The organism is Kluyvera sp. 142486 (assembly GCF_046569695.1).
In the GTDB taxonomy this organism is placed as follows: domain Bacteria; phylum Pseudomonadota; class Gammaproteobacteria; order Enterobacterales; family Enterobacteriaceae; genus Kluyvera.
Map to the genome: position 1 here is coordinate 21,972 of NZ_JBKHUI010000011.1, position 20,868 is coordinate 42,839.

A 20,868-nucleotide genomic window follows, 5' to 3' on the forward strand; every position below is an offset into this window, starting at 1 on the left:
TCGTTCACACGATTCCTCTGTAGTTCAGTCGGTAGAACGGCGGACTGTTAATCCGTATGTCACTGGTTCGAGTCCAGTCAGAGGAGCCAAATTTAAGAAGCCTGCTTAGGAAACTAAGCAGGCTTTTTGCTTTTTTGCATTTGGCAAAATAAAGCCGGACGAGAGTCCGGCTGGTGTTGGCTTAACGGAACGGTGGTTCGTTAAAGGTTCGCAGCTTGCGCGAATGCAGACGATCGCCTTCCGCGCGCAGCAGGTCGATGGCCCGAATGCCAATTTGCAGGTGCTCGGAAATCGCCCCTTCATAGAAACGGTTTGCCTGACCGGGCAGCTTAATCTCACCGTGCAGCGGTTTGTCTGATACGCACAGTAACGTGCCGTACGGCACGCGGAAACGGTATCCCTGCGCGGCGATGGTCGCACTCTCCATATCAATCGCCACGGCGCGGCTCAGGTTGAAGCGCAGCGCCGACGCGGAATAGCGCAGCTCCCAGTTGCGATCGTCGGTGGTAACTACCGTCCCGGTACGCAGCCGCTGTTTAACCTCTTCGCCCGGCATCCCACTAACCTGTTTGGTCGCGTCGTACAGCGCACGCTGCACCTCGGCAATGCTCGGAATGGGAATATCCGGCGGCAGTACGGCGTTCAGCACGTGGTCGTCGCGCAGATAGGCATGCGCCAGCACATAATCGCCAATCGACTGACTTTCACGCAGGCCGCCGCAGTGGCCGATCATCAGCCATACATCCGGGCGCAGCACCGCCAGGTGGTCGCAGATATTTTTGGCGTTCGACGGGCCTACGCCGATGTTAATTAAGGTGATCCCTTGCCCATCTTTGGTGATCAGATGCCAGGCCGGCATCTGATGCTTTTTCCACGCCAGATCGGAAATGGCCTGTTCCGGCGCTTCGGTATCGGCGGTGATCCAGATCCCGCCGGCGCACGAGAGTGATACGTACGGGCTGTCAGGATCGAGGATCTGGCTGCAGCCCCAGCGTACGAACTCATCGACGTAGCGGGTGTAGTTGGTGAACAAGACAAACGGCTGGAAGTGTTCGACCGGGGTGCCGGTGTAGTGACGCAGACGCGCCAGTGAGAAATCCACGCGGCGGGCGTCAAAGTGCGAAAGCGGATAGAAATCGGTGGAGTGGGTCAGACCATCCGCGGTTTCATCGCCAATCTGCGACAGCTCGGTAGTGGGGAAAAAGCGCGTCAGGTCGGCGCTCATCGAGCGATCGAGGTTCAGGCCATCAATCACGTACGGATAGGGAATTTCATGCTGCGACAGGCTGACTTCAATATGGGCGTCGTAATCTTCGTGCAGCAGGCTTAGCTGCTCCAGCAGATAGCTGCGGAACAGCACCGGGTGAGTGATGGTAGTGGTGTAGCAGCCGGAGTGGGTAAAGCGGCCAAATGCGCGGGTTTTCTGCGCCTTATGCGCGTTGCCGCTCCAGGAGACCGAAAGCTGAGGGTAGACAAATAACCCGTTTGCCCGCGCTTCGGCGCTCGGCAATGAGCGGTCGTCGATAAACAGACGGATAGCATCACGTAATGCACTTACCGATTGATCGTACAGCGCCTGGAGTTTCTCCAGCGCTTGTTCTGGGGTCAGACTCACGCCCGTATTACTCATCGTTCGCTCCTTGTGTGCGGCTTTTACTGATAGTATGCCAGCCGATGTTGAAACAAAAGCGTAAGCCGGTTTCAAGGTAACAACTGATTAACGTTTAAGCGGGTGATTTCTCATCCGGTTAAAGGCTGCGCGTCGGAGTTAAAAAGCTATAATCAAGCGATATCTGCTGTGATTTGAGGAAAGGGAAATGAAACCTCGTGTAAAACTCTTGTGTGCGTTCGCACTGGCATTCTGTAGCCAGGACGCGCTGGCTGTGACCTATCCGCTTCCTCCTGAGGGAAGTCGTCTTGTGGGAAGCACGTTGAATATCACGGTGCCGCAGGACAACCACCTGCCGCTGGAGGCCTTTGCGGCGCAGTACGGGCAAGGGCTTAGCAATATGCTGGAGGCGAATCCGAACGTGGATGTCTTCTTGCCAAAATCGGGTTCCACGCTGGTGGTGCCGCAGCAGCTGATTCTGCCAGACACGGTGCGTCGGGGAATTGTGGTGAACGTCGCAGAAATGCGCCTTTATTATTATCCGCCGGAGGGGAACACCGTTGAAGTGCTGCCCATTGGTATCGGACAGGCAGGGCGAGAAACGCCGCGTAACTGGGTGACGACCGTCGAGCGCAAACAGGAAGCGCCAAGCTGGACGCCAACGCCAAATACCCGTCGCGAATACGCCAAGCGCGGCGAAAGTCTGCCCGCGTTTGTCCCCGCCGGGCCGGATAACCCAATGGGCCTTTACGCCATCTATATAGGTCGTCTGTACGCCATTCACGGAACCAATGCGAATTTTGGCATCGGGCTACGCGTTAGCCAGGGCTGCATCCGCCTGCGCAATGATGACATCAAGTATCTGTTCGATAACGTGCCGGTCGGCACGCGCGTGCAGATTATCGACCAGCCGGTGAAATACACCGTTGAGCCAGACGGCAGTCGCTGGGTGGAAGTACACGAGCCATTATCGCGCAACCGCACAGAATATGAGTCTGATAACAAAGTTCCGTTGCCTATTACGCCTGCGCTGCGTAGTTTTACTCAGGGTGAAGGCGTAGATGGTAGCCGGGCAAGAGGCGCGCTGGAAAGGCGCTCCGGCATGCCGGTCAATATCAGTACCTCGCATAACGCGTTGTAAGCCTGTCTATATTCAGCGCCAAAAGCCCGCGATTTGCGGGTTTTTGACTTTTTAACCAGGGTTGGCAAAAGGAGCAATGAATGAGTGATGTCGTGAACTGGGGCGTGCTGGGCTATGCCCGAATCGCAAAAAATTCCATTATTCCGGCGATTCAACGTGCCGATAACGCGCGCGTCTACGGCGTGGCATCGCGTCATCAGGACGAACTGCCGGTGGGAGAGTGGCAGAAAAGCTACGGCGATTACGCCGCGCTGTTAGCCGACGAGGCTATTCAGGCAGTCTATATCCCTCTGCCTAACTCGCTGCACAAAGAGTGGGTGATCCGGGCGCTGGAAGCGGGTAAACATGTGCTGTGCGAGAAGCCAATTGGCCTTACCGCCGACGAAGCGCGCGACATGCAGCAGGCGGCGCAGAAGCATAACCGCCTGCTGATGGAAGCTTTTATGTATCAGTACACCGACCGGGTGCGGGTCATTAAACAGGTGCTGGAGAGCGGTGAGCTGGGTGAGCTGCGCCATATCAACGTTTCGTTCCGCTTCTTCCTCGACCGGCCTGGTACCATCAAAATGCAGCCCGCACTCGGCGGCGGGGCACTGTATGACGTTGGCTGCTACCCGGTGAACTTTGTCGGTTTGGTGACTGGACGTCTGCCGGTGAGTTGCAAAGCGGTGAGCGAAACGGACCAAGGGGTGGATACCAATCTCTCTGCACTGCTGCAATATGACGATGGCTTGATTGCCAATATTCACTGCGGCTTTAACGCTTTTGGTCGCAACTACGCGGAGATTATTGGCAGCAAAGGGATGCTGATTATCGATAAGCCATTCCTCGATGATGCCGGCGCGCTGGAGTTGCATACCAGCGAAGGCGTACGCGAACTGCCGGTGAGTGAATCGGATCGCTACCAGGCGGAAATCCGCCACTTCTCCAGCGCGATCCTCAACGAGCCGTCGCGGCTGATCCCGCTGGACGAAACCGTGCGTAATATGCAGGTGCTGGATATGATCCGCGCCGCGCTATAGTGGAAACGCCCGGCCGGCATCGCGCCGCCGGGCTTTGCTATCGGGCAAATTTTTTTGATCCGATAACGCAAAGGATCACCCCAAGCGTAATCAGCAGCATCAGCGGGTTCACCGCTTCGTGCAGCAGTAGGGCGCTCAGCGCTAGCCCTAAAAACGGCTGCAAAAGTTGAAGTTGACCTACCGCGGCAATCCCGCCCTCTGCCAGACCTTTGTACCAGAAGATAAAGCCAATCAGCATGCTGAACAGCGAGACGTAGCCGAGCGCCAGCCACGCTTGACCTGTTATAGTGCCGGGGTCGGCGGGTAACGTCAGTAACGTCGCCAGCAGCATCATCGGCAGCGATAAAATCAGCGCCCAGCTAATCACCTGCCAGCCGCCCAACTGGCGCGTCAGCGTGGCCCCCTCCGCATAGCCCAGCCCGCAGACCATTACGGCGGCAAGCATCAGCAGATCGCCGGTTAATGATGCGCTAGCGTTTTGTGACAGGGCAAACCCGGCTACCAGCAGGCTTCCCAGCAGCGAGAAGATCCAGAACGCCGGATGAGGCCGCTCTCGCCCGCGCAGCACGCCGAAAATCGCCGTAGAGAGTGGCAGGAGCCCAAGAAAGACAATCGAATGTGCCGCCGTTACGTAGCGCAGCGCCATTGCTGTGAGCAGAGGAAAGCCTACCACCACGCCGAGTGAAACGGTCAGTAGTGGAAGTATTTGCCTGACCGCGGGGCGCCGCTCGCGAAAGATGACAATCAGCGCCAGGGCGAGAAGCCCGGCAATCGACGCCCGCAGAAAGGTCAGAAAAAACGGGTCCATAGAGCCGACCGCGATACGCGTTGCCGGCAATGAACCGCTAAAAATCACTACCCCCAGCAGCCCGTTAAACCAGCCGGATGCTGTGTGTGCTTGAAATACCGCTGCCTTCATTTTGTGCACCTCACCGTTGAGTCATTAACGGCGCGATGGTAGTTTTCTTAATCTAATACAATCAAATTATTGTCATGGATACATTGTATGAAGGCGCGATACAAAACAATCGTCGACAGATATGCTGCGCTGATACGCGATGGACAACTCACCGCCGGAACCCGGCTGCCCACGCACCGTCGACTGGCGGCGACGGAACGTATTTCTCTTGCCACCGCCACCCGCGTCTATGCTGAACTGGAGGCGATGGGGCTGGTCAGCGGTGAAGCCGGGCGCGGCACGTTTGTGCGTGAAATTACCCTCGCGGCGGGTCATGGCGTGGATCAGCAGGCGATGATGCCGGCCGTACTCGACCTGAACTTTAACTATCCGTCGCTGCCGGGGCAGGGTGAACAGTTGCGCGACGCGCTGCGCCAGCTCGCCAGCGTTGGCGATATTGAATCTCACCTGCGCTATCAGCCTCACGCCGGGCGAAAAGCGGAGCGCGAGGTTGTCGCCCGATATTTTACCCACCAGGGTTTCACTCCCGATCCCAACAACCTTTTGCTGGTTAACGGTGCCCAACACGGATTGACCGTCACGGTAATGGGGCTGCTACAGCCCGGAGATGTAGTGGCGGTAGACGCGTTAACCTACCCCGGATTTAAAGCGCTGGCGGCGCTGTATCATCTCGAACTTCTGGCTGTCTCTTCACTTGCCGATGGCCCGGATCTTGATGCCCTCGATACACTCTGCCAGCAGCGCCATGTGCGGGCTATTTACACCATGCCGACGCTGCATAACCCGTTGGGCTGGGTGCTCAGCCACCAACAGCGCCAGCGGCTTGTTGCCATTGCCCGTCAGCATGATCTGCTGATTATTGAAGATGCCGCCTATGCCTTTCAGTTGAACAACCGCCGCCGCCCGTTGCCAGCTACGCGCCGGAAAGAACGGTCTATATCAGCGGGTTTTCAAAGAATGTGGCGACCGGACTGCGCGTTGGCGTAGTGATTTGCCCCGGCCCGCTAAAACCGGCGCTGGAGCGGGCTATTCGGGCTACCACCTGGAATACGCCGTCGCTGCTCACCGCGTTGATGAGCCACTGGATTCAGGATGGGACGGTGGCCCGGACAACGATTTTAAAAAGAGACGACGCTCGCCAGAGACAGGCGCTGGCTCGTGAATGTCTGCACCCGCTAACCTGTATCGGTCACCCAAACTCCTGGTTTGTCTGGCTGCCGCTGGCCGATGAATGCCGCGCCGATCGCATCGTCAAAGCGCTGATGGATAAACATATTTTGATCTCGACTGCGGAACCATTCTCTACCTCAACCAATGTGCCTCAGGCGCTACGGCTGGCTTTAGGGTCGGTATCAATGGAGAACCTTCGCGAGGCGCTGGTGGTTGTGAGGGAAGCGGTGGAGTACGAATTGAGTCGGTAAGCGCCCGGAGCATCTGTCCTGGATTGAGATGCGAGTCAGACTGGAAGTGATTCTGAGCGGATACTGCGGCGATGGCGGATAAACGCAGAAAAGCAAAAAGCCTGCTTAATTTCCTAAGCAGGCTTCTTAAATTTGGCTCCTCTGACTGGGATCGCCTTTGCCAGTAACTGGCTAATAAGTAAGCTAAACCTGAATTCCCTGTTTGTCAAGACCACCAGAATGACCACCTTTTTACTACTGACTTTTCCTTCCGTCATGCAAGCCAAGTACAACGAACCAGCATATCATCTATACCATATTTGCCCGCATATCCAGACGTAGCTTAGCGGTGAGATATGAACCAATTCGAAGCAAATCAATCAGCAGCAGACATGAATTTTTAACCATATAAAAATATGGGATTAAGTTTCTGATGTTTGCATAATGTCAGGTAAAATACGCACTTAACTACCATAACGGTTGCGATTGGGCGTAGCATAATAAGTGCTCGTACCACCTTTCGAATACAAGCCGTCTCAGCGAGTATTTCACATAGCCCTCTAACGCTGTGTTTGGTGCGTTAATACGTCCATACCCGATTTTCAAAATGCAGTTGCGCCAGAAGGAATTGAAGACATGCAATCCGAACTAAATCACAACATTCGACATCTTCCATTACCACAAAGTGTCAAAGAAGCCATTACTGCAGCAAGAAAACAGGCCGGTACGTTTTATGCTTTTACCGAAGCAGATACACCACTACTGATTCAATCCCAGGATGGTACGGCGAGCGGTAAAAGCTATAACGTTTTCGCTCAATACATCGAAAGCGTAAATCCAGCAATCAACCCTGGCAATAGTCATCGTAATCTGGTGTTTATTACACCCTTGAAATCACAAATTGACATCCCGGAACAACTCATCGCTCGCGCCCGAGATAAGAAGATTGAATTGTTACCTTATCTTTCGCAAGGGGATATCGCAGATCTTGGTTTTACGTCATGGGTCAAATCTCCTGAAGGGAAAACACCTACAAACCGGGAACGGTATCGTCGCTGGATCAAGCAAGCCAACGAATTGATGTCGGGTGAAATTCAGCTTATTTTTCAACGCCTGAAAGCAGAAGTTGATGCGCGTAATAGTTTGGAAGTACGTCTGGAAACAGAGATTAAAGTAGGGGCAATGTTTGAACAAAAACGTCTGGAGGATGAGTTACGTCTCAATAGTTTTCATTTAGCAGGTCGCTTACAGGAAGCGACTGTGGCGATGCTTAATGTCTTGAATCAGGATCTGACGGTTTTACTTGATGGGGAAGCAACTAATCCTCGATATGCACTGGCTACGGAAATGGTTAAACACCTTTTCCCATTTCAGATTGCACTGTATCGCCGATGTATCCTGCTGGCTACAACGAAAAAGTTCGATGGCAGTGTGCTGTTACTGAAACGCGGTAAAGAAGACGACTATCACCTGAGTTCACAACAACTGGACCACGTTCTGGGCCAAAAAAAAAGCCTCAAAGTAAATCCATTAGGCGAGATTGCTAACCAGACTAATCCACAGCGAATTGAGAGCTTAAAAGAGCAATATTGGATAACCGACGAAGACTCACCTTTTGCACAACGTGATATTCGTTTCACATTAGTTCTAGATGAAGAGCACGAAGCCTACCGTATCTTCCAGCAGAATGTTTGCCAGACATTAATGAACGACGATCAGCAACTTCCTTCGTTACTGGCAATTTTACATCGTGTACTGGAATATGTAGATGAATGTTCTTCAGATGAAAGAGCACCAGGGTATACCCCTCTGAAAAATTATGTCGATGAGATCAACAAAGCCTTATTACAATGTGATTTACGACCTGATTTCGATCTTAAGAAGCTGACCAGACTCTTTAGAAATAGTTTGCTTGATATCGTCGTCGATAGTCGTAATGCTGAGCAGGTTATCGCGTTAATTGGTAATATTTTCAGTTATCAGATTCAGCGATTTTACCGTGAGTCAGATCTTCGTCGTATTCATTTACGTAGTCACGGGCGTCATTCATACACTGAAGTCTATGTTTCTGAAGATGACAAAAAAATTCCAGATGAATTTAACTTATATGAACTGTATCAGACACTGACTGCTCTATTATTAGCCTCTGCCCGGTTGGAAACACCCAAACATGTCTGCGATTTGCTGGCACAGCAGGAGATGGCAAATCAGAATAATCCATTATCAGTTTTCATTCGTAAAGCCCAAAGTATTAAAGGAGATATAGAACATTTATCTTCCAGTGAGCCTCAGAAAGAACAGTTGATAGATGAATTTTTTACCTATTTTCAACCCAAAACATTGTTTTCCCTTTCGCCACGTGAACAGGTAAGAATTGAGGCTGAACAACTAAGGGGGTGGGTATTACTCAAATTTCGGATGGAGTTAATTAAGGAGTTACCCGAAATAGCATTATTACGTGTACTTTATAATACACGTAATACTATTATTTTACTGTCTGCTACAGCAGGATTTCCTGCAACGTATAATGGGCAATACAGCCGCCCGTTTCTGGATAAATACGCCCGTGACTTGAACTATCTCATCAGGCAGCGGGATGTTGATTCTGCCTCGCCCCTGTCGGCGATCCGTGACAACAGAAACCTTCATCGTCCTGTAGCACTGGAGGTATTTGACGATCAGGAACTAGAGTTTTTACCACAAAACGAGGAGTCTGAGTTCAGGAATGCATATCGTCTCTGGCTCAATATGCTCGAACCATACTCTACAGCAGTTCAGTTTAATCGCTACCATAAACGAGAGTTTCATCGTCAGTTACAGAGTATGTTACTTGCGGCCTATACTGGCCGGCACATTTTATGTATTGGGATCAGTAGCCGTTTTTTTGCGATTATAGGGAATTTTGTTCGTGCCAATAAGTTAAGTGCAAATCCCTATCGTGGGGTTGCTATTCTTGACAATGAAACACGTCGGGGAAACGATTTACCTCGTGTATTTGAAATCACTCCTTTTGCTGAGCGGCATAGATTGCGCGTCGTCATGTTTGATTCTAAACTCAACCGGGAAGATCCGGTAAGAGACTATCTACAAATTGATCACCAAAATTTAGCAATATGCATGGTTTCCCATTTCCAGGGGGCCGGGACAGGGCTTAATTATTATGTTACTTATCCGGCTCCGTCAGAACCTGCCGGAGCAGATTCAGAGCAAATCGACTTTGATGAATTAGCAATGGTCTGCGGTAGCTACTGGAGTCAGATTAATGCAACTCCATCGCGAAACACGCTTGAAAATTATATTACCTTACTCAAGCATTATGCTCATGGAAGTGTGCCTCGTCAGGTTGGTGATTTCGATACGGATCTAGTTGATTCTGATGCGGCCCAATTGCTGGATGCTGAACATACCGTCGAACTTCATAAAATTGCAATGCAAACCATTGGCCGTACAGAACGGCGCGATGCCCAAATGAATGGGATTATTCGTTTACCTTCTGGTGTTCATCATAATGCATTGTGTGTTTTTCGGGATTTGGATCGTCACCCAAATGCACAATCGTTACTTGCTTCCCTAAGTCTGCATAACCATCTATGGTTCAAACGCTCAAAAGAGGATTTATTAAAAGCCAGTTTTTCTTCCGATAGTCAACGTAGCGAATTCGAAAATAAAGTTGCTAAAGCAATAGATATGTATAGCGACTTTGAGGCTGAACTGAAAAATAAAATTCTGCCACTGGCAAGACAAGGTGATCGAGATGCAATTGAGTTAAATGAAGCATTACGTCACCGGGACAGCTTTACCGATCCTCAGTCATATATAAAACGTCTTAAACGCAACGCGATTATTAAGAAAAATGCTTACCTTAGCGACTGTGTAAGCCATTTTTATCTGAAGCGTACTGCCGATTGGAAGAATGTAATACTGGCTAAAACCTTAGATGGTTATGGACTAACAGATATTTCAACTGGGGCAAATCCATACAAACCGGAATATTGTTTACCCCAATATCATGAAGCCATGGCTGAAGAATCATCCGGAACTGAACAGCGTATTTTTGCGAAGATTCTGGGATTAGAGGCCACGCCTTTACAACAATACATCCCCATTCCCTCATTGATGCCACTTCTAATTGGCAATATTGGTGAATGGCAATTACACCTTGTGCTCCAGGAAATGAATATTACGCCCATTCCATCACAAGAGCTATCACACTATCTGGACAGTCATTGTTATGAATTGTTTGATGTGTATTGCATTCACAAGAACCGAATTGTTGCAATCGATGTAAAAAACTGGCGAATGCAAGGAAATAACCGTCAATTAGCGAAAAAAATGCATAATAACTCATTGGGAAAAGTCAGTGAGTTGCAGAAAATAGTTGCAGCAAAAACACAGTTTGATGGTGTTGACGTCGTTTATCTTAATACCCGATATGCTTTAAACAGCCTCAACATTCGTGCCGAACATTCTAACCATAAAGGTATCTGCTATTATAACCTTTTTAAAAATATTTCATCTTATGAAAAAGATAATGGCAAAAATCCTTATGATGCAAAAATAAAATCAGAATTAAGAATAAATCAATACTTACTTAATCTTTTAGGAGTGAATTATGACTGATGTAACTGATAGTTTACAGCATAATGAAACGGATGTTGTGATGGCTGCCGAATGGGACCTTCAGCCTCCAGATTATGCACCTAAAGCACGAACACAGCTCTTTGATATTCATGATACTGCAGATGTAATGTTGGAAAAGCTTCTGCAATTACCCTTGGCAAATGGTTGGGGAATTGATGCAATCTGTATCACCAAGGTAAAAGAATACACCATGAAATGGGATGATTTTTTTATTGAATTGCACAGAGAGATTCAAAATATATTATCCTTAAAACTAGGCGTGAAGAATAACAGAGATTTCCAGTATCAAACGTTAAGAAAAGAAAACAGCTATCTTGTGATGTTCCTGTCACCTGATGCCCGTCCGTATCATCAATGGGTTAATGAACTAAAAATTAAGGGCTTTGATCAATATAAAATTGCTCAAACTGTGCTCGGGTTGCGTCTGAAACTACATTTTTTAGAGAATGCCGGGAAGTATTTTGAGGTGAGTCATGGGGCCTATAATAGCGAAGTTTTTCTGGGTGCCGTCGTACAAAAAGAAGAACCAGACAAGAGAGGAAACTATTACGTCGATGCATTGCAAAGTGACCTCTTTTACAGCCCGGATTATGGTGACCTCACCTTTACCCTAAAAGGGATCTGCTTCAGAGCTAAAGCGGAAGAGCTTGGTGTACTCAGCGATTATGGTCGGATTATGATTAAGGGTAAAAAATCATTGCAGTTGCTCGAAAAAGTAGATGGCAGAAAATACCGGAAAATGCCCTATATGCGTTTTGTCAGTAAAACTTATTCTGGCTGCAAAAATCACGCAGAAAATCTGGTTCAGGGCGTGCTCGGTGGTATCTTGTCTCAGGCTGACATCGTTTTTTCACCACGTGTTTTTTGTGCAACCCACTGTCAGTTAAACTTTTTAACGGCCGATACTAAAATATTTCAGCGCCCGTTAGTTATTATAGATAATATTAATAGTGGTGAAGATCCTGAGACACATCAGCGATTCATTCACTATCTGAAAAAAGAATTCGGCGCAGTAGATATAATTTCACCTCGGGAACTTATTGATCTTGATAAAGATGTTAACTATCTGGTACTGAATCAGTCCAAAAAAATAAACGGGTCCAGCATTACCCTTGGTGAAGATACCTTTTTAAACTCTACGTGGCAGGCACTGAATGAGGCAAAAGCGGGTAAAAAAGATCTTTTAGATTATTATTCAAGGCTAAAAGTGGATTTTATCCTTGATTTTGAGAAAAATCATCAGCGAGTATTTCAGGGATGTAATATTGAATCCATAGAGCAGAATAAAAAAGATCCTGTTACCCAGGTGGTTAAAAAGGTTATTAATCCTGTATCTGTCGCTAAGCTGAAAATGATCCGCAGCGAACTCTGGCTAAAAGAGGCTGTACTGGTGAGAAAGAAACTTACCGGTTTTAGCATTAACGATGGTGAGTATATTCTTGTCTCAATTCGGTGCTCCTCTTCCGGAAACAAAAGAGGGAATGATTTTTATGGCGTTGCTACGCCCGTCGTATTCAGCCATGGCGTAATGAACATCGCAGAGCCGAAAATGTATACCAATGAGGTCGATTTTCGTAATAATGTTCCAGGGATGAATGTCAACTGTATTGATAAATTGCGTGATGATAATTTTTATCTTGTTGATACAATAAATAAGGTTGTGATTAAACGATACAATACCGTTCGTATTCCAAGATTATTAGGTTCTGCGGAGCGTTGTTCTCTTCAGGTAGCAGAAGAGAATCAGGATAAAATTAATAAATTTGGTGCAGCGGATAAAACATGTTTGCCTTACTACTTAACGCCAAAACCTAAAAGTCATGCTGTCAGTCAGTATCAACAACTCTTTATTGAAAAACGAGGTAATGAAGCATTACTTTTTTGTACTAAAAGCAACCAGCCCAACCAGATTATGGACAGGGCAACCTTAGTTTATAATTTGGTGGCGACAACATTTGACGGTAAAGAGGCTGATGTGATGACGCAACCAGCAGCTGAATTACTGTTGCGAACTTTAACTTACGATACCACCCGTTATAATGAAGTCAGTCAGACATCTCTTCTGGAAAAAATATCGCGTCTGATGCTGCATAACTAATTTTATCAGAGTTTAGCGTGGGTTATTCTTGTTCAGGCTATGTGCTATGGCCTGAACATTTTTAATGTCTGATAGTATTTATTCTGTTTGTGCACTGAATCAATTCCGGCAACCTATAAAGTAAACGCCTGGCAGATGGCCAACCTGCATCCATAAAAATATCCAGACTTTCTATCAAAAAGGTGCGTCGATGTTCTTCTTCAAAAATGATTTTATAGTCGGCAAGAAACATCCTCATCATTTTTACCAGTTGTTCCATTCCCATATTTTCATTCTGGAAACCAAATTTTGCTACGTGATGTAATGCATAGGCCATCAGATCAAAAAATTTTGAAGGTTCGACAAGATCCAGAGTTTCCAGCAGTTCCAAGAGGTAGTAAATAGTGTGTGGCGTGCTCTCTGGTGGTGGATTTTAAACCCGTTACAGGAGGCTGCCACTATGGCTACTACCCCAATCCCAACACATCCGCTACCTGCCATTCCCTTTAATGCCGCCACAGACTTCACAGCACTCACTGGTCACTGCGAAACTTTTGCCGAAACCTTGATAGAAAGCAACGATCCCACGCTGAAAATGGCGCTCTGCGGCAGACTCAATGCATGTCTGTCGCTACTGCAACCCACGCTTTGATCCTGAATGCATTGAACTTTGCCACTGCTATATTGCTCTGACCCAGACCCTGGCAGGGCAAGGATTTTCCTCTTAAACGGAGAAGTTCCTTAGCTGGTTGCTGTATGACCTGATCAACTACTTCGCTGCGGAAATGAAAGCCACGCGCTGGCTGCGTAGTGCCGGTGGCCTGAAGTTTATTGATGGTGTGAAGATCAAAGCATGACGCAGTTTGACTGGCATCCTCCACGCTGGCTAATGCGCTACCGCTGATGTTCCTGCGGCGCAGACCGGATACGGAAGCTGCGCCGCATTTTGTTTATCCGATCCGTCATAATCCTTGGAACCGTAGAAACAGTTTTCTATTATCGGCCTTCTTACCACGAACTAAGCTCCCGCCTGCGCGAAATGCTTCATGACCTGAAAGAAGCGCCTCATGTGTCAGGACGGTTGCCCTTTTACCGGCAATGTCGCCTTTGAAAACTGCCTGATCTGTCTTCCGATGGATTAAAGCTTTTTCACGCTTTCTTACGCTAAGGAAATCACAATGAATCTGATGAATAATTGTGCATCGCCTGCCGTGGATGTTATATTAAAATATAATATCCGGAGGTGCTCTATGTATACGACTCGCCTGAAAAAGGTCGGCGGATCCATCATGTTGGCGGTTCCTCCCGCCGTGTTGAAAACGCTGGAGCTGTCGACGGACAGCGAAGTGGGCATGACTATTGATAATGGTTGCCTGATTATTGAACCTCAAAAACGTCCCCGCTATTCGCTCGAAGAACTGTTGGCGAAGTGCGATCCGCATGCCGAAATGAGCGAAGAAGATCGGGAATGGATTGATGTGCCTGCGGTGGGCAAGGAGATCCTGTAAATGGATAGAGGGGAAATCTGGCTCGTTTCACTAGACCCGATTGCCGGGCATGAACAAAGCGGAAGGCGCCCAGTGTTGATTGTTTCTCCGGCGTCCTTTAATCAGTTTACCCGGCTACCTGTGGTTGTTCCCGTGACCAACGGCGGAAACTTTGCCCGCGCAGCGGGATTTGCTGTTTCACTAGATGGTGCAGGAACAGAAACAACGGGGGTCATTCGTTGTGACCAGCCGAGGACCATTGATATGGAAGCCAGGAACGGTATGTGTCTGGAGCGAATACCTGACGTTATTGTGAATGAAGTGCTGGCCAGACTGGAAGCCATTCTGAGCTGAGACTTTAGGTTCAGAAGGCAAACGCACAAAAGTAAAAAGCCCGCTCGAAAGCAGGCTTTTCTAAATTTGGCTCCTCTGACTGGACTCGAACCAGTGACATACGGATTAACAGTCCGCCGTTCTACCGACTGAACTACAGAGGAATCGTGTGAACGGGGCGCATATTATCGATGTCACCCCGGCTTGTCAAAGGGTGAAAAGCGCTAATAAGTTCGTTTGCTGACAATTTCAGCAATTCCGCGCCATTTGCTGTTTTTTTGACTGTTCTGCACCGTGAAAGTGCAGAATTACCCCTTATGGGGCAGATCGTAAACTTCTGATAGCCGCAAAAAAGGGCCTCAGCGATAGGTTTACACGGTTTTACGGGCAATTTTAAAACTGGCAAGCATCTTGCAACTCCTCCGATTACTTAACGCCAGCGTGGCAGTGATTCCGAACCGGAGGCAAAAATGAACTTAAGACGGCTGAAGTACTTTGTGAAAATCGTCGATATCGGCAGCCTGACTCAGGCCGCTGAAGTGTTGCATATCGCGCAGCCCGCTTTAAGCCAGCAGGTGGCGACGCTGGAGGGAGAGCTCGATCAGCAGCTGTTGATTCGCACCAAGCGCGGCGTCACACCAACGGAAGCGGGTAAAGTGTTATATACCCATGCCAGGACAATTTTACGCCAGTGTGAACAGGCGCAGCTGGCGGTGAATAACGTCGGTCAGACCCTCAGCGGCACGGTATCCATCGGCCTTGCGCCGGGTACGGCGGCGTCATCTATTACCATGCCGCTGCTACAGGCGGTGCGTAACGAACTGCCGGAAGTGCTGGTGTATCTACATGAAAATAGCGGCACCGTGCTGAATGACAAATTGTTGAACGGTCAACTGGATATGGCGGTGCTTTACGATCGCGCGCCGCTGGCGGGGATCGTCAGCCAGCCGCTGCTGAAAGAAGATCTCTATCTGGTGGGTACTCGCGATTGCCCAGGTCAAAGCGTCGATCTCACCGCGGTGGCGGAGATGAACCTTTTCCTGCCGCGGGATTACAGCGCGGTTCGCGCCCGTGTCGATGAGGCCTTCTCGCTGCGTCGCTTAACGGCAAAAATCATCGGTGAAATTGAGTCTATCTCTACGCTGACTGCCGCGATTGCTAGCGGAATGGGCGTGACGGTACTGCCAGAATCGGCGGCGCGTTCGCTGTGCAGCGCGGCAAACGGCTGGATGGCGCGGATCACGACTCCGTCGATGAGCTTGCCGCTGTCGTTAAACGTATCGGCGCGTGGTCAACTGAGCCCGCAGGCGCAGGCGGTGAAAGAGATCCTGATGTCGCTGGTCAGCCGACCAATGCTGGATAACCGTGAACTGCTGCTGGTGAGCTAAGCTTATATTCCATTCAGATATAACTTGCTGGTTTTTATTATTTGTTCACAAGGGCATCAGACTTTAACAATAGTTCAACGTCTGATTGACCCGGAGAGAAGCGTGAACTTCCAGCAGCTCAAAATAATTCGTGAAGCGGCACGGCAGGATTACAACCTGACCGAAGTTGCCAATATGCTTTATACATCGCAGTCCGGCGTGAGCCGGCATATTCGTGAGCTCGAAGAAGAGCTGGGGATTGAGATTTTCATCCGCCGCGGTAAACGCCTGTTAGGGATGACGGAGCCGGGTAAAGCCCTGTTGGTGATTGCCGAACGCATACTGAATGAGGCCAGCAACGTCCGACGTCTGGCCGATCTTTTTACCAACGATGCGTCCGGCGTGCTGACGATTGCCACCACGCACACTCAGGCTCGCTATAGCCTGCCGCCGGTAATTAAAGCCTTCCGGGAAATTTTCAAAGACGTGCGCCTGGAGCTGATTCAGGGCACGCCGCAGGAAATCGACGCGCTGCTGCATAACGGCGGGGCGGATATCGGGATTGCCAGTGAACGCCTCAGCAATGACGCGACGCTGGTGGCCTTCCCGTGGTTCCGCTGGCATCACAGCCTGCTGGTTCCGCAGGATCATCCACTGACTCAAACCTCGCCGCTGACGCTGGAGGACATCGCCCGCTGGCCGCTTATCACCTACCGCCAGGGGATCACCGGGCGTTCCCGTATTGATGAAGCCTTTAACCGCAAGGGGCTGACGCCAGATATCGTACTGAGCGCGCAGGATTCTGATGTGATTAAAACCTACGTTGAGCTGGGGCTCGGCATTGGCCTTGTGGCTGAGCAGTCCGGCGACCCGCAGGAGTCTGGCAGCCTGGTGCGCCTGGATACCCATCACCTGTTCGACGCAAATACCGTCTGGCTGGGGCTTAAGCGCGGGCAATTGCAGCGCAACTATGTATGGCGCTTTATTGAGCTCTGTAATGCCGGGCTGTCGCTTGAGGAGATTAAACGCCAGGCGATGGAGCTGGAAGAGTCGGTGCTGGATTACCAGATTTAACGCCGCGCCCTCTGGGGCGCGCTGCTTCTTACCCCGCCGTTTCTTCTCATCACCTCATCATATTCTGGGCCAGAAAACTGGCACCTGGTTTAGTCTATGTTTAAAAGGCACATCGCAGGATCGCAGGTGATTTTACGATAACCCCTTATGAACAGAGAGATAATCCGGATAGCACTATGGCAATGATGCGTTTAACCCGACTGCTGAATACGTCTGGCAAGAGAATGATCTCATGGGCGAAAAAGGCGTTTATCGGCCTGGTCGTAGTCATCATTGTCTTTTTTATCGGTCGCATCTATGAATCCCAGCGCGGTCCGGCGTTGCACCGTTGGCATACCTGGACGGCGGATGAAATGACCGCCGGTGAGATCGATAATGCAACGTTTGCCGACTATCAGGCACGGGAAGCGTCGATTTTCCGTGATATGAAAAACAAGATTACCGATACGCTGAGCGCTGATGAAAAAACGGCGATCAACCGTTTTTATGCCCAAAGCCTGGTCTATCCCGATAAGTTTCAGCCTGACTGGAATCGCTCCTTTATTTTGCTGCCTGAGGGCAACCCTCGCGGTGCTGCGGTGCTGCTTCACGGCCTGACGGACTCTCCCTACAGCGTGCGCTATCTGGCACAACGTTATCAGCAGCAGGGGTTTATTGCCGTTGTTCCCAGACTACCGGGGCACGGTACCGCGCCGGGGGCGTTAACCGGCGTCGACCGCGAACAGTGGATAGCGGCAACGCGCATGGCCGTGCGCGAAGCGACGCGGCTGGCGGGAAATGATGTTCCGCTGCATATTGTCGGTTACTCCAACGGCGGGGCGCTAGCGATGAAATATGCCCTCGATAGCCTGGAAGATGCCTCGCTGCGTCGGCCGCAGCAGATAATCCTGCTATCGCCGATGATCGGTGTGACCGCCTTTGCCCGTTTTGCGGGGCTCGCCGGGCTGCCAGCGATATTCCCCGCCTTTGCTCGTGCGGCGTGGCTTAACGTCGTGCCAGAGTTTAATCCTTATAAATATAACTCGTTCCCGGTTAAGGCCGCGCGCCAGTCGTGGTTGCTATCTCAGGCGCTGCAGCAGCAAATCGTGCAGGAATCGCAAAATAAGCGGCTGGCTGAGCTGGCGCCGGTGCTGACGTTTCAATCGGTAATGGACTCCACGGTGAGCACCCGGGCGGTGGTCGATTCGCTCTATCGCTATTTGCCGGATAACGGCAGTGAGCTGGTCATTTTTGATATTAATCAGGCGGCGAATTTACGCGCGCTGTTCAGACCGTCGTCCTACTCGGCGGTGAACACTTTGCTGCCGCCAGCGCCAGGGTTATACACGACCACGGTTATCACCAACACCGCGCCGGACACCAATCAAACGGTGGCGCGCTCGACGAAGGCTGGTGCGCTGACGGAGACCGTGACGCCTCTGCATATCGCCTGGCCGCAGGATATGTATTCGTTGTCGCACGTGGCGGTGCCTTTCCCGCTGACCGACTCACTTTATGGCCGGGACCCGCAACAGAGAAATCGTTACGGCATTAGTCTGGGCACAATTTCGCTGCGCGGAGAGACGGCGACGCTGAGCGTGGGGCTGGATACGCTGATGCGCGTCACCTCTAACCCCTTTTTCCCGTGGATGATGGCGCGTGTTCAGCAGCATATTGCCTGTAGTGAGCGGCCTGACGTTATCGCCTGCCTCCGGGAAGCCGTGTCAGAACAGAGCAAGGTGCAAAAGGGTGCGGACAGCGATTCCGGCGAGCGCGCCGGTGGCGGCGTAGCGGAACAGGCGCACGAAGCGGGAGCTCACGCCCAGAAAAATGCCGATGCCAGGAAGATCGAAGGTCTGAACTAGCAGCCCGGCTGAGGCGTTAATCTGACTCACGGTGATTTTCCCCTGCTGAACCAGTTCAGAGACGACGCCAAAGTAGGCCGTGCCGCCAGCTACGCATTTGACCAGCGCGGGGAGTACAAAGTTAACCGGAATATGCAGCCACACCAGTAACGGCATCAACAGTTGTTGGAGCATCTCAATCAGGCCAGCTGATTTCATTACGCCGACGATAGCCAGCGACAGGATAAGCATGGGCACTGCGCCAAGCGCCAGACGAATGGCATCGGAGCCCGCGCTGTTAATAACCGAAATAATCCCCTGATTGTTTTTCTCGGCGTCAGGCAATGCCTCGGCTCGGGCGTTCTCTAACACCGATAGCCGACGCCCCGTGACGTGCCAGGTGACCGCTGCGGCGAATAGTCCCCCTGCGATTGAGATAACGATGGAGGCCAGCCAGTGCAGGCCAAACGGGGTGAGCGGATAGAAGACGTTGCCCTGGCCCATCGCGAAGAGCATCGCCAGCGTTGCGGCCATCTGCCGGTCTGAAACGCCGCGCTTATCCATAATGGCGAGAGTTGCCAGCGGAGCGGCAAAGCTGACGAAATTCATCTGGATAAGCGCAAAGGCGCTCATCCCAGTGAGACCAAACGGTTTAAGCAGCGGGGCGAGCCAGCGCACGATAACGTCCAGTACGCCGCGCACTTCCAGGTATTTCATGACGATGAGCATAACCACCATGATCGGCAGCAGCGTATAGAGCGCTACATCGACGGAGGTTTTCCCCGCCGACATAATGATGCTGATGAAATCCATCTATTTCTCGGTGACAGCAAGCGGAAAAAATAATGAGCGTCATCATAGTCCTCATAGGGAGGAAATGAAATTGTCGTTGCGGGCTAATCTGTCCTGAAGGGCGCGGTGAACTGTACCGGGGTATAACAAATGCAGAAAAGCAAAAAGCCCGCTTAGTTTCCTAAGCAGGCTTCTTAAATGTGGCTCCTCTGACTGGACTCGAACCAGTGACATACGGATTAACAGTCCGCCGTTCTACCGACTGAACTACAGAGGAATCGTGTGAACGAGGCGCATAGTACTGGCACCCGATAATTGTGTCAACACTAAATTTAACTCGCTGATTCAAATGGATGAATTTAGCGCAAGATGTTGTTTTAGTGAACTACTGGGGGATTTTCATCCTGTTCGCTGTTATCGCGCAACCGCTGCAGTGGATCCTGGCGGTAGAAGCCGCAGAAACGCTGCCACAGCGCCGGGAAGCGTGGGGCGAAAAGTTCAGGTGCGCTGAAAAAGTATTCAGAGAGTACGGCAAAGCATTCCGCGGGGTCAGTAGCGGCATAGGCATCGATGCTGGCCGCATTTTCGCCAACTAAATCAATCTCATCCTGAATGTTATTCATCGCCGCATGAAGGTCATGCTCCCAGCCTGCGACTTCGCGCAGCGGGATAAAGGGCACGCCGCTGGCGCGATCGCCGTTGCGGGTATCCAGCTTATGCGCCACTTCATGAATGATGAGGTTAAAACCGGAGGCATCGAACGAGTCCTGAATATCCAGCCAGTTGAGCACAATCGGCCCCTGCTGCCAGCTTTGACCAGACTGAACAACGCGTTGATTGTGCACCAGGCCGATATCATCTTCCCATTCGTCGTCAACGATAAAAGGCGCCGGGTAGATCAACACTTCATGGAAACCGTCGAGCCACTCGATCCCCAGTTCCAGAATCGGTAGACAGAAGAGCAGGGCAATACGTGCTTCGATAATAGGTTCCGCCGTCAATCCTTGCAGAAACACCAGCCGCTTTTGCTGTAAAAAACGGTCAGCCAACTGCACCAGTTTGACCTGTTCGTCGTCCGACAAATTCGCTAACAGAGGTATCGCCAGAGCTTCCGCCCACGGTAAGTCGGTTATCTCGGCAGTGTCACTTGCTTTCCAGGGCCATTTAATCATCGTTTTGCTCG

General features: G+C 50.5%; 13 protein-coding genes, 3 tRNA genes and 3 pseudogenes. 12 read left to right on the plus strand and 7 right to left on the minus strand.

Features of this window, described 5'->3' with window-relative positions; genetic code table 11:
* Window positions 1-13 precede the first annotated feature (13 nt).
* Window positions 14-89, plus strand: a tRNA-Asn gene (locus ACLGE8_RS13315).
* A gap of 92 nt (window positions 90-181) precedes the next feature.
* Here ACLGE8_RS13315 and ACLGE8_RS13320 read toward each other — a convergent pair.
* Entirely contained in the window at window positions 182-1,630 is a 1,449-nt protein-coding gene (locus ACLGE8_RS13320) for an AMP nucleosidase (RefSeq protein ID WP_185670130.1), read from the minus strand.
* A 187-nt stretch (window positions 1,631-1,817) separates the two neighbouring features.
* On the opposite strand from ACLGE8_RS13320, the gene ldtA reads away from it, so the two are divergent.
* Complete coding sequence (ldtA, locus tag ACLGE8_RS13325) at window positions 1,818-2,750, plus strand: L,D-transpeptidase (protein WP_410999119.1); 933 nt, start codon at window positions 1,818-1,820, stop codon at window positions 2,748-2,750.
* An 80-nt stretch (window positions 2,751-2,830) separates the two neighbouring features.
* On the plus strand, window positions 2,831-3,772 hold the full coding sequence (locus tag ACLGE8_RS13330; RefSeq protein ID WP_410999121.1) for a Gfo/Idh/MocA family protein: 942 nt from the start codon (window positions 2,831-2,833) through the stop codon (window positions 3,770-3,772).
* A gap of 37 nt (window positions 3,773-3,809) precedes the next feature.
* Here the strand turns inward: ACLGE8_RS13330 and ACLGE8_RS13335 are convergent, their stop codons facing one another.
* The gene (locus ACLGE8_RS13335) at window positions 3,810-4,691 is read right to left on the minus strand and encodes a DMT family transporter (RefSeq protein WP_410999123.1); all 882 of its coding nucleotides are present in this window, start codon (window positions 4,689-4,691) and stop codon (window positions 3,810-3,812) included.
* An 87-nt stretch (window positions 4,692-4,778) separates the two neighbouring features.
* Between ACLGE8_RS13335 and ACLGE8_RS13340 the strand changes: the two are divergent.
* The 3 genes and pseudogenes from ACLGE8_RS13340 (at window position 4,779) to ACLGE8_RS13350 (ending at window position 12,830) form a co-directional block, all read left to right on the plus strand.
* Window positions 4,779-6,112, plus strand: a pseudogene (locus ACLGE8_RS13340) (PLP-dependent aminotransferase family protein).
* A 615-nt stretch (window positions 6,113-6,727) separates the two neighbouring features.
* Window positions 6,728-10,711, plus strand: coding sequence for a hypothetical protein (locus ACLGE8_RS13345; RefSeq protein WP_410999125.1), 3,984 nt, complete (start codon window positions 6,728-6,730; stop codon window positions 10,709-10,711).
* A complete protein-coding gene (locus ACLGE8_RS13350; protein WP_410999127.1) occupies window positions 10,704-12,830 on the plus strand; it encodes a hypothetical protein in 2,127 nt (708 codons plus the stop codon). The genes ACLGE8_RS13345 and ACLGE8_RS13350 overlap by 8 nt, the downstream gene beginning before the upstream one ends.
* 61 nt (window positions 12,831-12,891) lie before the next feature.
* Here ACLGE8_RS13350 and ACLGE8_RS13355 read toward each other — a convergent pair whose 3' ends face one another.
* Window positions 12,892-13,200, minus strand: coding sequence for a hypothetical protein (locus ACLGE8_RS13355; protein ID WP_410999129.1), 309 nt, complete (start codon window positions 13,198-13,200; stop codon window positions 12,892-12,894).
* A gap of 69 nt (window positions 13,201-13,269) precedes the next feature.
* Here ACLGE8_RS13355 and ACLGE8_RS13360 point away from each other — a divergent pair.
* The 3 genes and pseudogenes from ACLGE8_RS13360 (at window position 13,270) to ACLGE8_RS13370 (ending at window position 14,650) form a co-directional block, all read left to right on the plus strand.
* Window positions 13,270-13,666: pseudogene (locus tag ACLGE8_RS13360) on the plus strand (hypothetical protein).
* A 393-nt stretch (window positions 13,667-14,059) separates the two neighbouring features.
* Entirely contained in the window at window positions 14,060-14,317 is a 258-nt protein-coding gene (locus tag ACLGE8_RS13365; RefSeq protein WP_410999131.1) for an AbrB/MazE/SpoVT family DNA-binding domain-containing protein, read from the plus strand.
* Window positions 14,318-14,650: a type II toxin-antitoxin system PemK/MazF family toxin gene (locus tag ACLGE8_RS13370; protein ID WP_410999133.1), complete on the plus strand. Its 333-nt coding sequence runs from the start codon at window positions 14,318-14,320 to the stop codon at window positions 14,648-14,650.
* A 67-nt stretch (window positions 14,651-14,717) separates the two neighbouring features.
* On the opposite strand, the gene ACLGE8_RS13375 is transcribed toward ACLGE8_RS13370, so the two are convergent.
* Window positions 14,718-14,793 (minus strand) — tRNA-Asn (locus ACLGE8_RS13375).
* A 306-nt stretch (window positions 14,794-15,099) separates the two neighbouring features.
* Here ACLGE8_RS13375 and nac point away from each other — a divergent pair.
* From nac to ACLGE8_RS13390, 3 genes and pseudogenes are all read left to right on the plus strand, one after another.
* Window positions 15,100-16,017 carry a nitrogen assimilation transcriptional regulator NAC gene (nac, locus tag ACLGE8_RS13380; protein WP_185670136.1) on the plus strand — a complete coding sequence of 306 codons (918 nt, stop codon included), beginning with the start codon at window positions 15,100-15,102 and terminating at the stop codon, window positions 16,015-16,017.
* A gap of 102 nt (window positions 16,018-16,119) precedes the next feature.
* The gene (gene cbl, locus ACLGE8_RS13385; RefSeq protein ID WP_410999135.1) at window positions 16,120-17,070 is read left to right on the plus strand and encodes an HTH-type transcriptional regulator Cbl; all 951 of its coding nucleotides are present in this window, start codon (window positions 16,120-16,122) and stop codon (window positions 17,068-17,070) included.
* 182 nt (window positions 17,071-17,252) lie between these two features.
* Window positions 17,253-18,851, plus strand: a pseudogene (locus ACLGE8_RS13390) (alpha/beta hydrolase); the annotation flags it as partial.
* Here the strand turns inward: ACLGE8_RS13390 and ACLGE8_RS13395 are convergent.
* The 3 genes from ACLGE8_RS13395 to mtfA form a co-directional block, all read right to left on the minus strand.
* The gene (locus ACLGE8_RS13395) at window positions 18,774-19,706 is read right to left on the minus strand and encodes a nucleoside recognition domain-containing protein (protein ID WP_410999137.1); all 933 of its coding nucleotides are present in this window, start codon (window positions 19,704-19,706) and stop codon (window positions 18,774-18,776) included. The pseudogene ACLGE8_RS13390 and the gene ACLGE8_RS13395 overlap by 78 nt on opposite strands.
* 180 nt (window positions 19,707-19,886) lie before the next feature.
* Window positions 19,887-19,962 (minus strand) — tRNA-Asn (locus ACLGE8_RS13400).
* Window positions 19,963-20,062: 100 nt separating this feature from the next.
* On the minus strand, window positions 20,063-20,857 hold the full coding sequence (gene mtfA / locus ACLGE8_RS13405) for a DgsA anti-repressor MtfA (RefSeq protein WP_410999139.1): 795 nt from the start codon (window positions 20,855-20,857) through the stop codon (window positions 20,063-20,065).
* Window positions 20,858-20,868: the final 11 nt, after the last annotated feature.

Excerpts from the sequence above, each read along its gene's own strand:
- ACLGE8_RS13350 (WP_410999127.1), top strand. The coding sequence starts at position 10,704 with ATGACTGATGTAACTGATAGTTTACAGCATAATGAAACGGATGTTGTG.
- mtfA (WP_410999139.1), bottom strand. The coding sequence starts at position 20,857 with ATGATTAAATGGCCCTGGAAAGCAAGTGACACTGCCGAGATAACCGAC.
- ACLGE8_RS13365 (WP_410999131.1), top strand. The coding sequence starts at position 14,060 with ATGTATACGACTCGCCTGAAAAAGGTCGGCGGATCCATCATGTTGGCG.
- ACLGE8_RS13370 (WP_410999133.1), top strand. The coding sequence starts at position 14,318 with ATGGATAGAGGGGAAATCTGGCTCGTTTCACTAGACCCGATTGCCGGG.
- ACLGE8_RS13320 (WP_185670130.1), bottom strand. The coding sequence starts at position 1,630 with ATGAGTAATACGGGCGTGAGTCTGACCCCAGAACAAGCGCTGGAGAAA.
- ACLGE8_RS13345 (WP_410999125.1), top strand. The coding sequence starts at position 6,728 with ATGCAATCCGAACTAAATCACAACATTCGACATCTTCCATTACCACAA.
- ldtA (WP_410999119.1), top strand. The coding sequence starts at position 1,818 with ATGAAACCTCGTGTAAAACTCTTGTGTGCGTTCGCACTGGCATTCTGT.
- ACLGE8_RS13395 (WP_410999137.1), bottom strand. The coding sequence starts at position 19,706 with ATGGATTTCATCAGCATCATTATGTCGGCGGGGAAAACCTCCGTCGAT.
- ACLGE8_RS13335 (WP_410999123.1), bottom strand. The coding sequence starts at position 4,691 with ATGAAGGCAGCGGTATTTCAAGCACACACAGCATCCGGCTGGTTTAAC.
- ACLGE8_RS13330 (WP_410999121.1), top strand. The coding sequence starts at position 2,831 with ATGAGTGATGTCGTGAACTGGGGCGTGCTGGGCTATGCCCGAATCGCA.
- nac (WP_185670136.1), top strand. The coding sequence starts at position 15,100 with ATGAACTTAAGACGGCTGAAGTACTTTGTGAAAATCGTCGATATCGGC.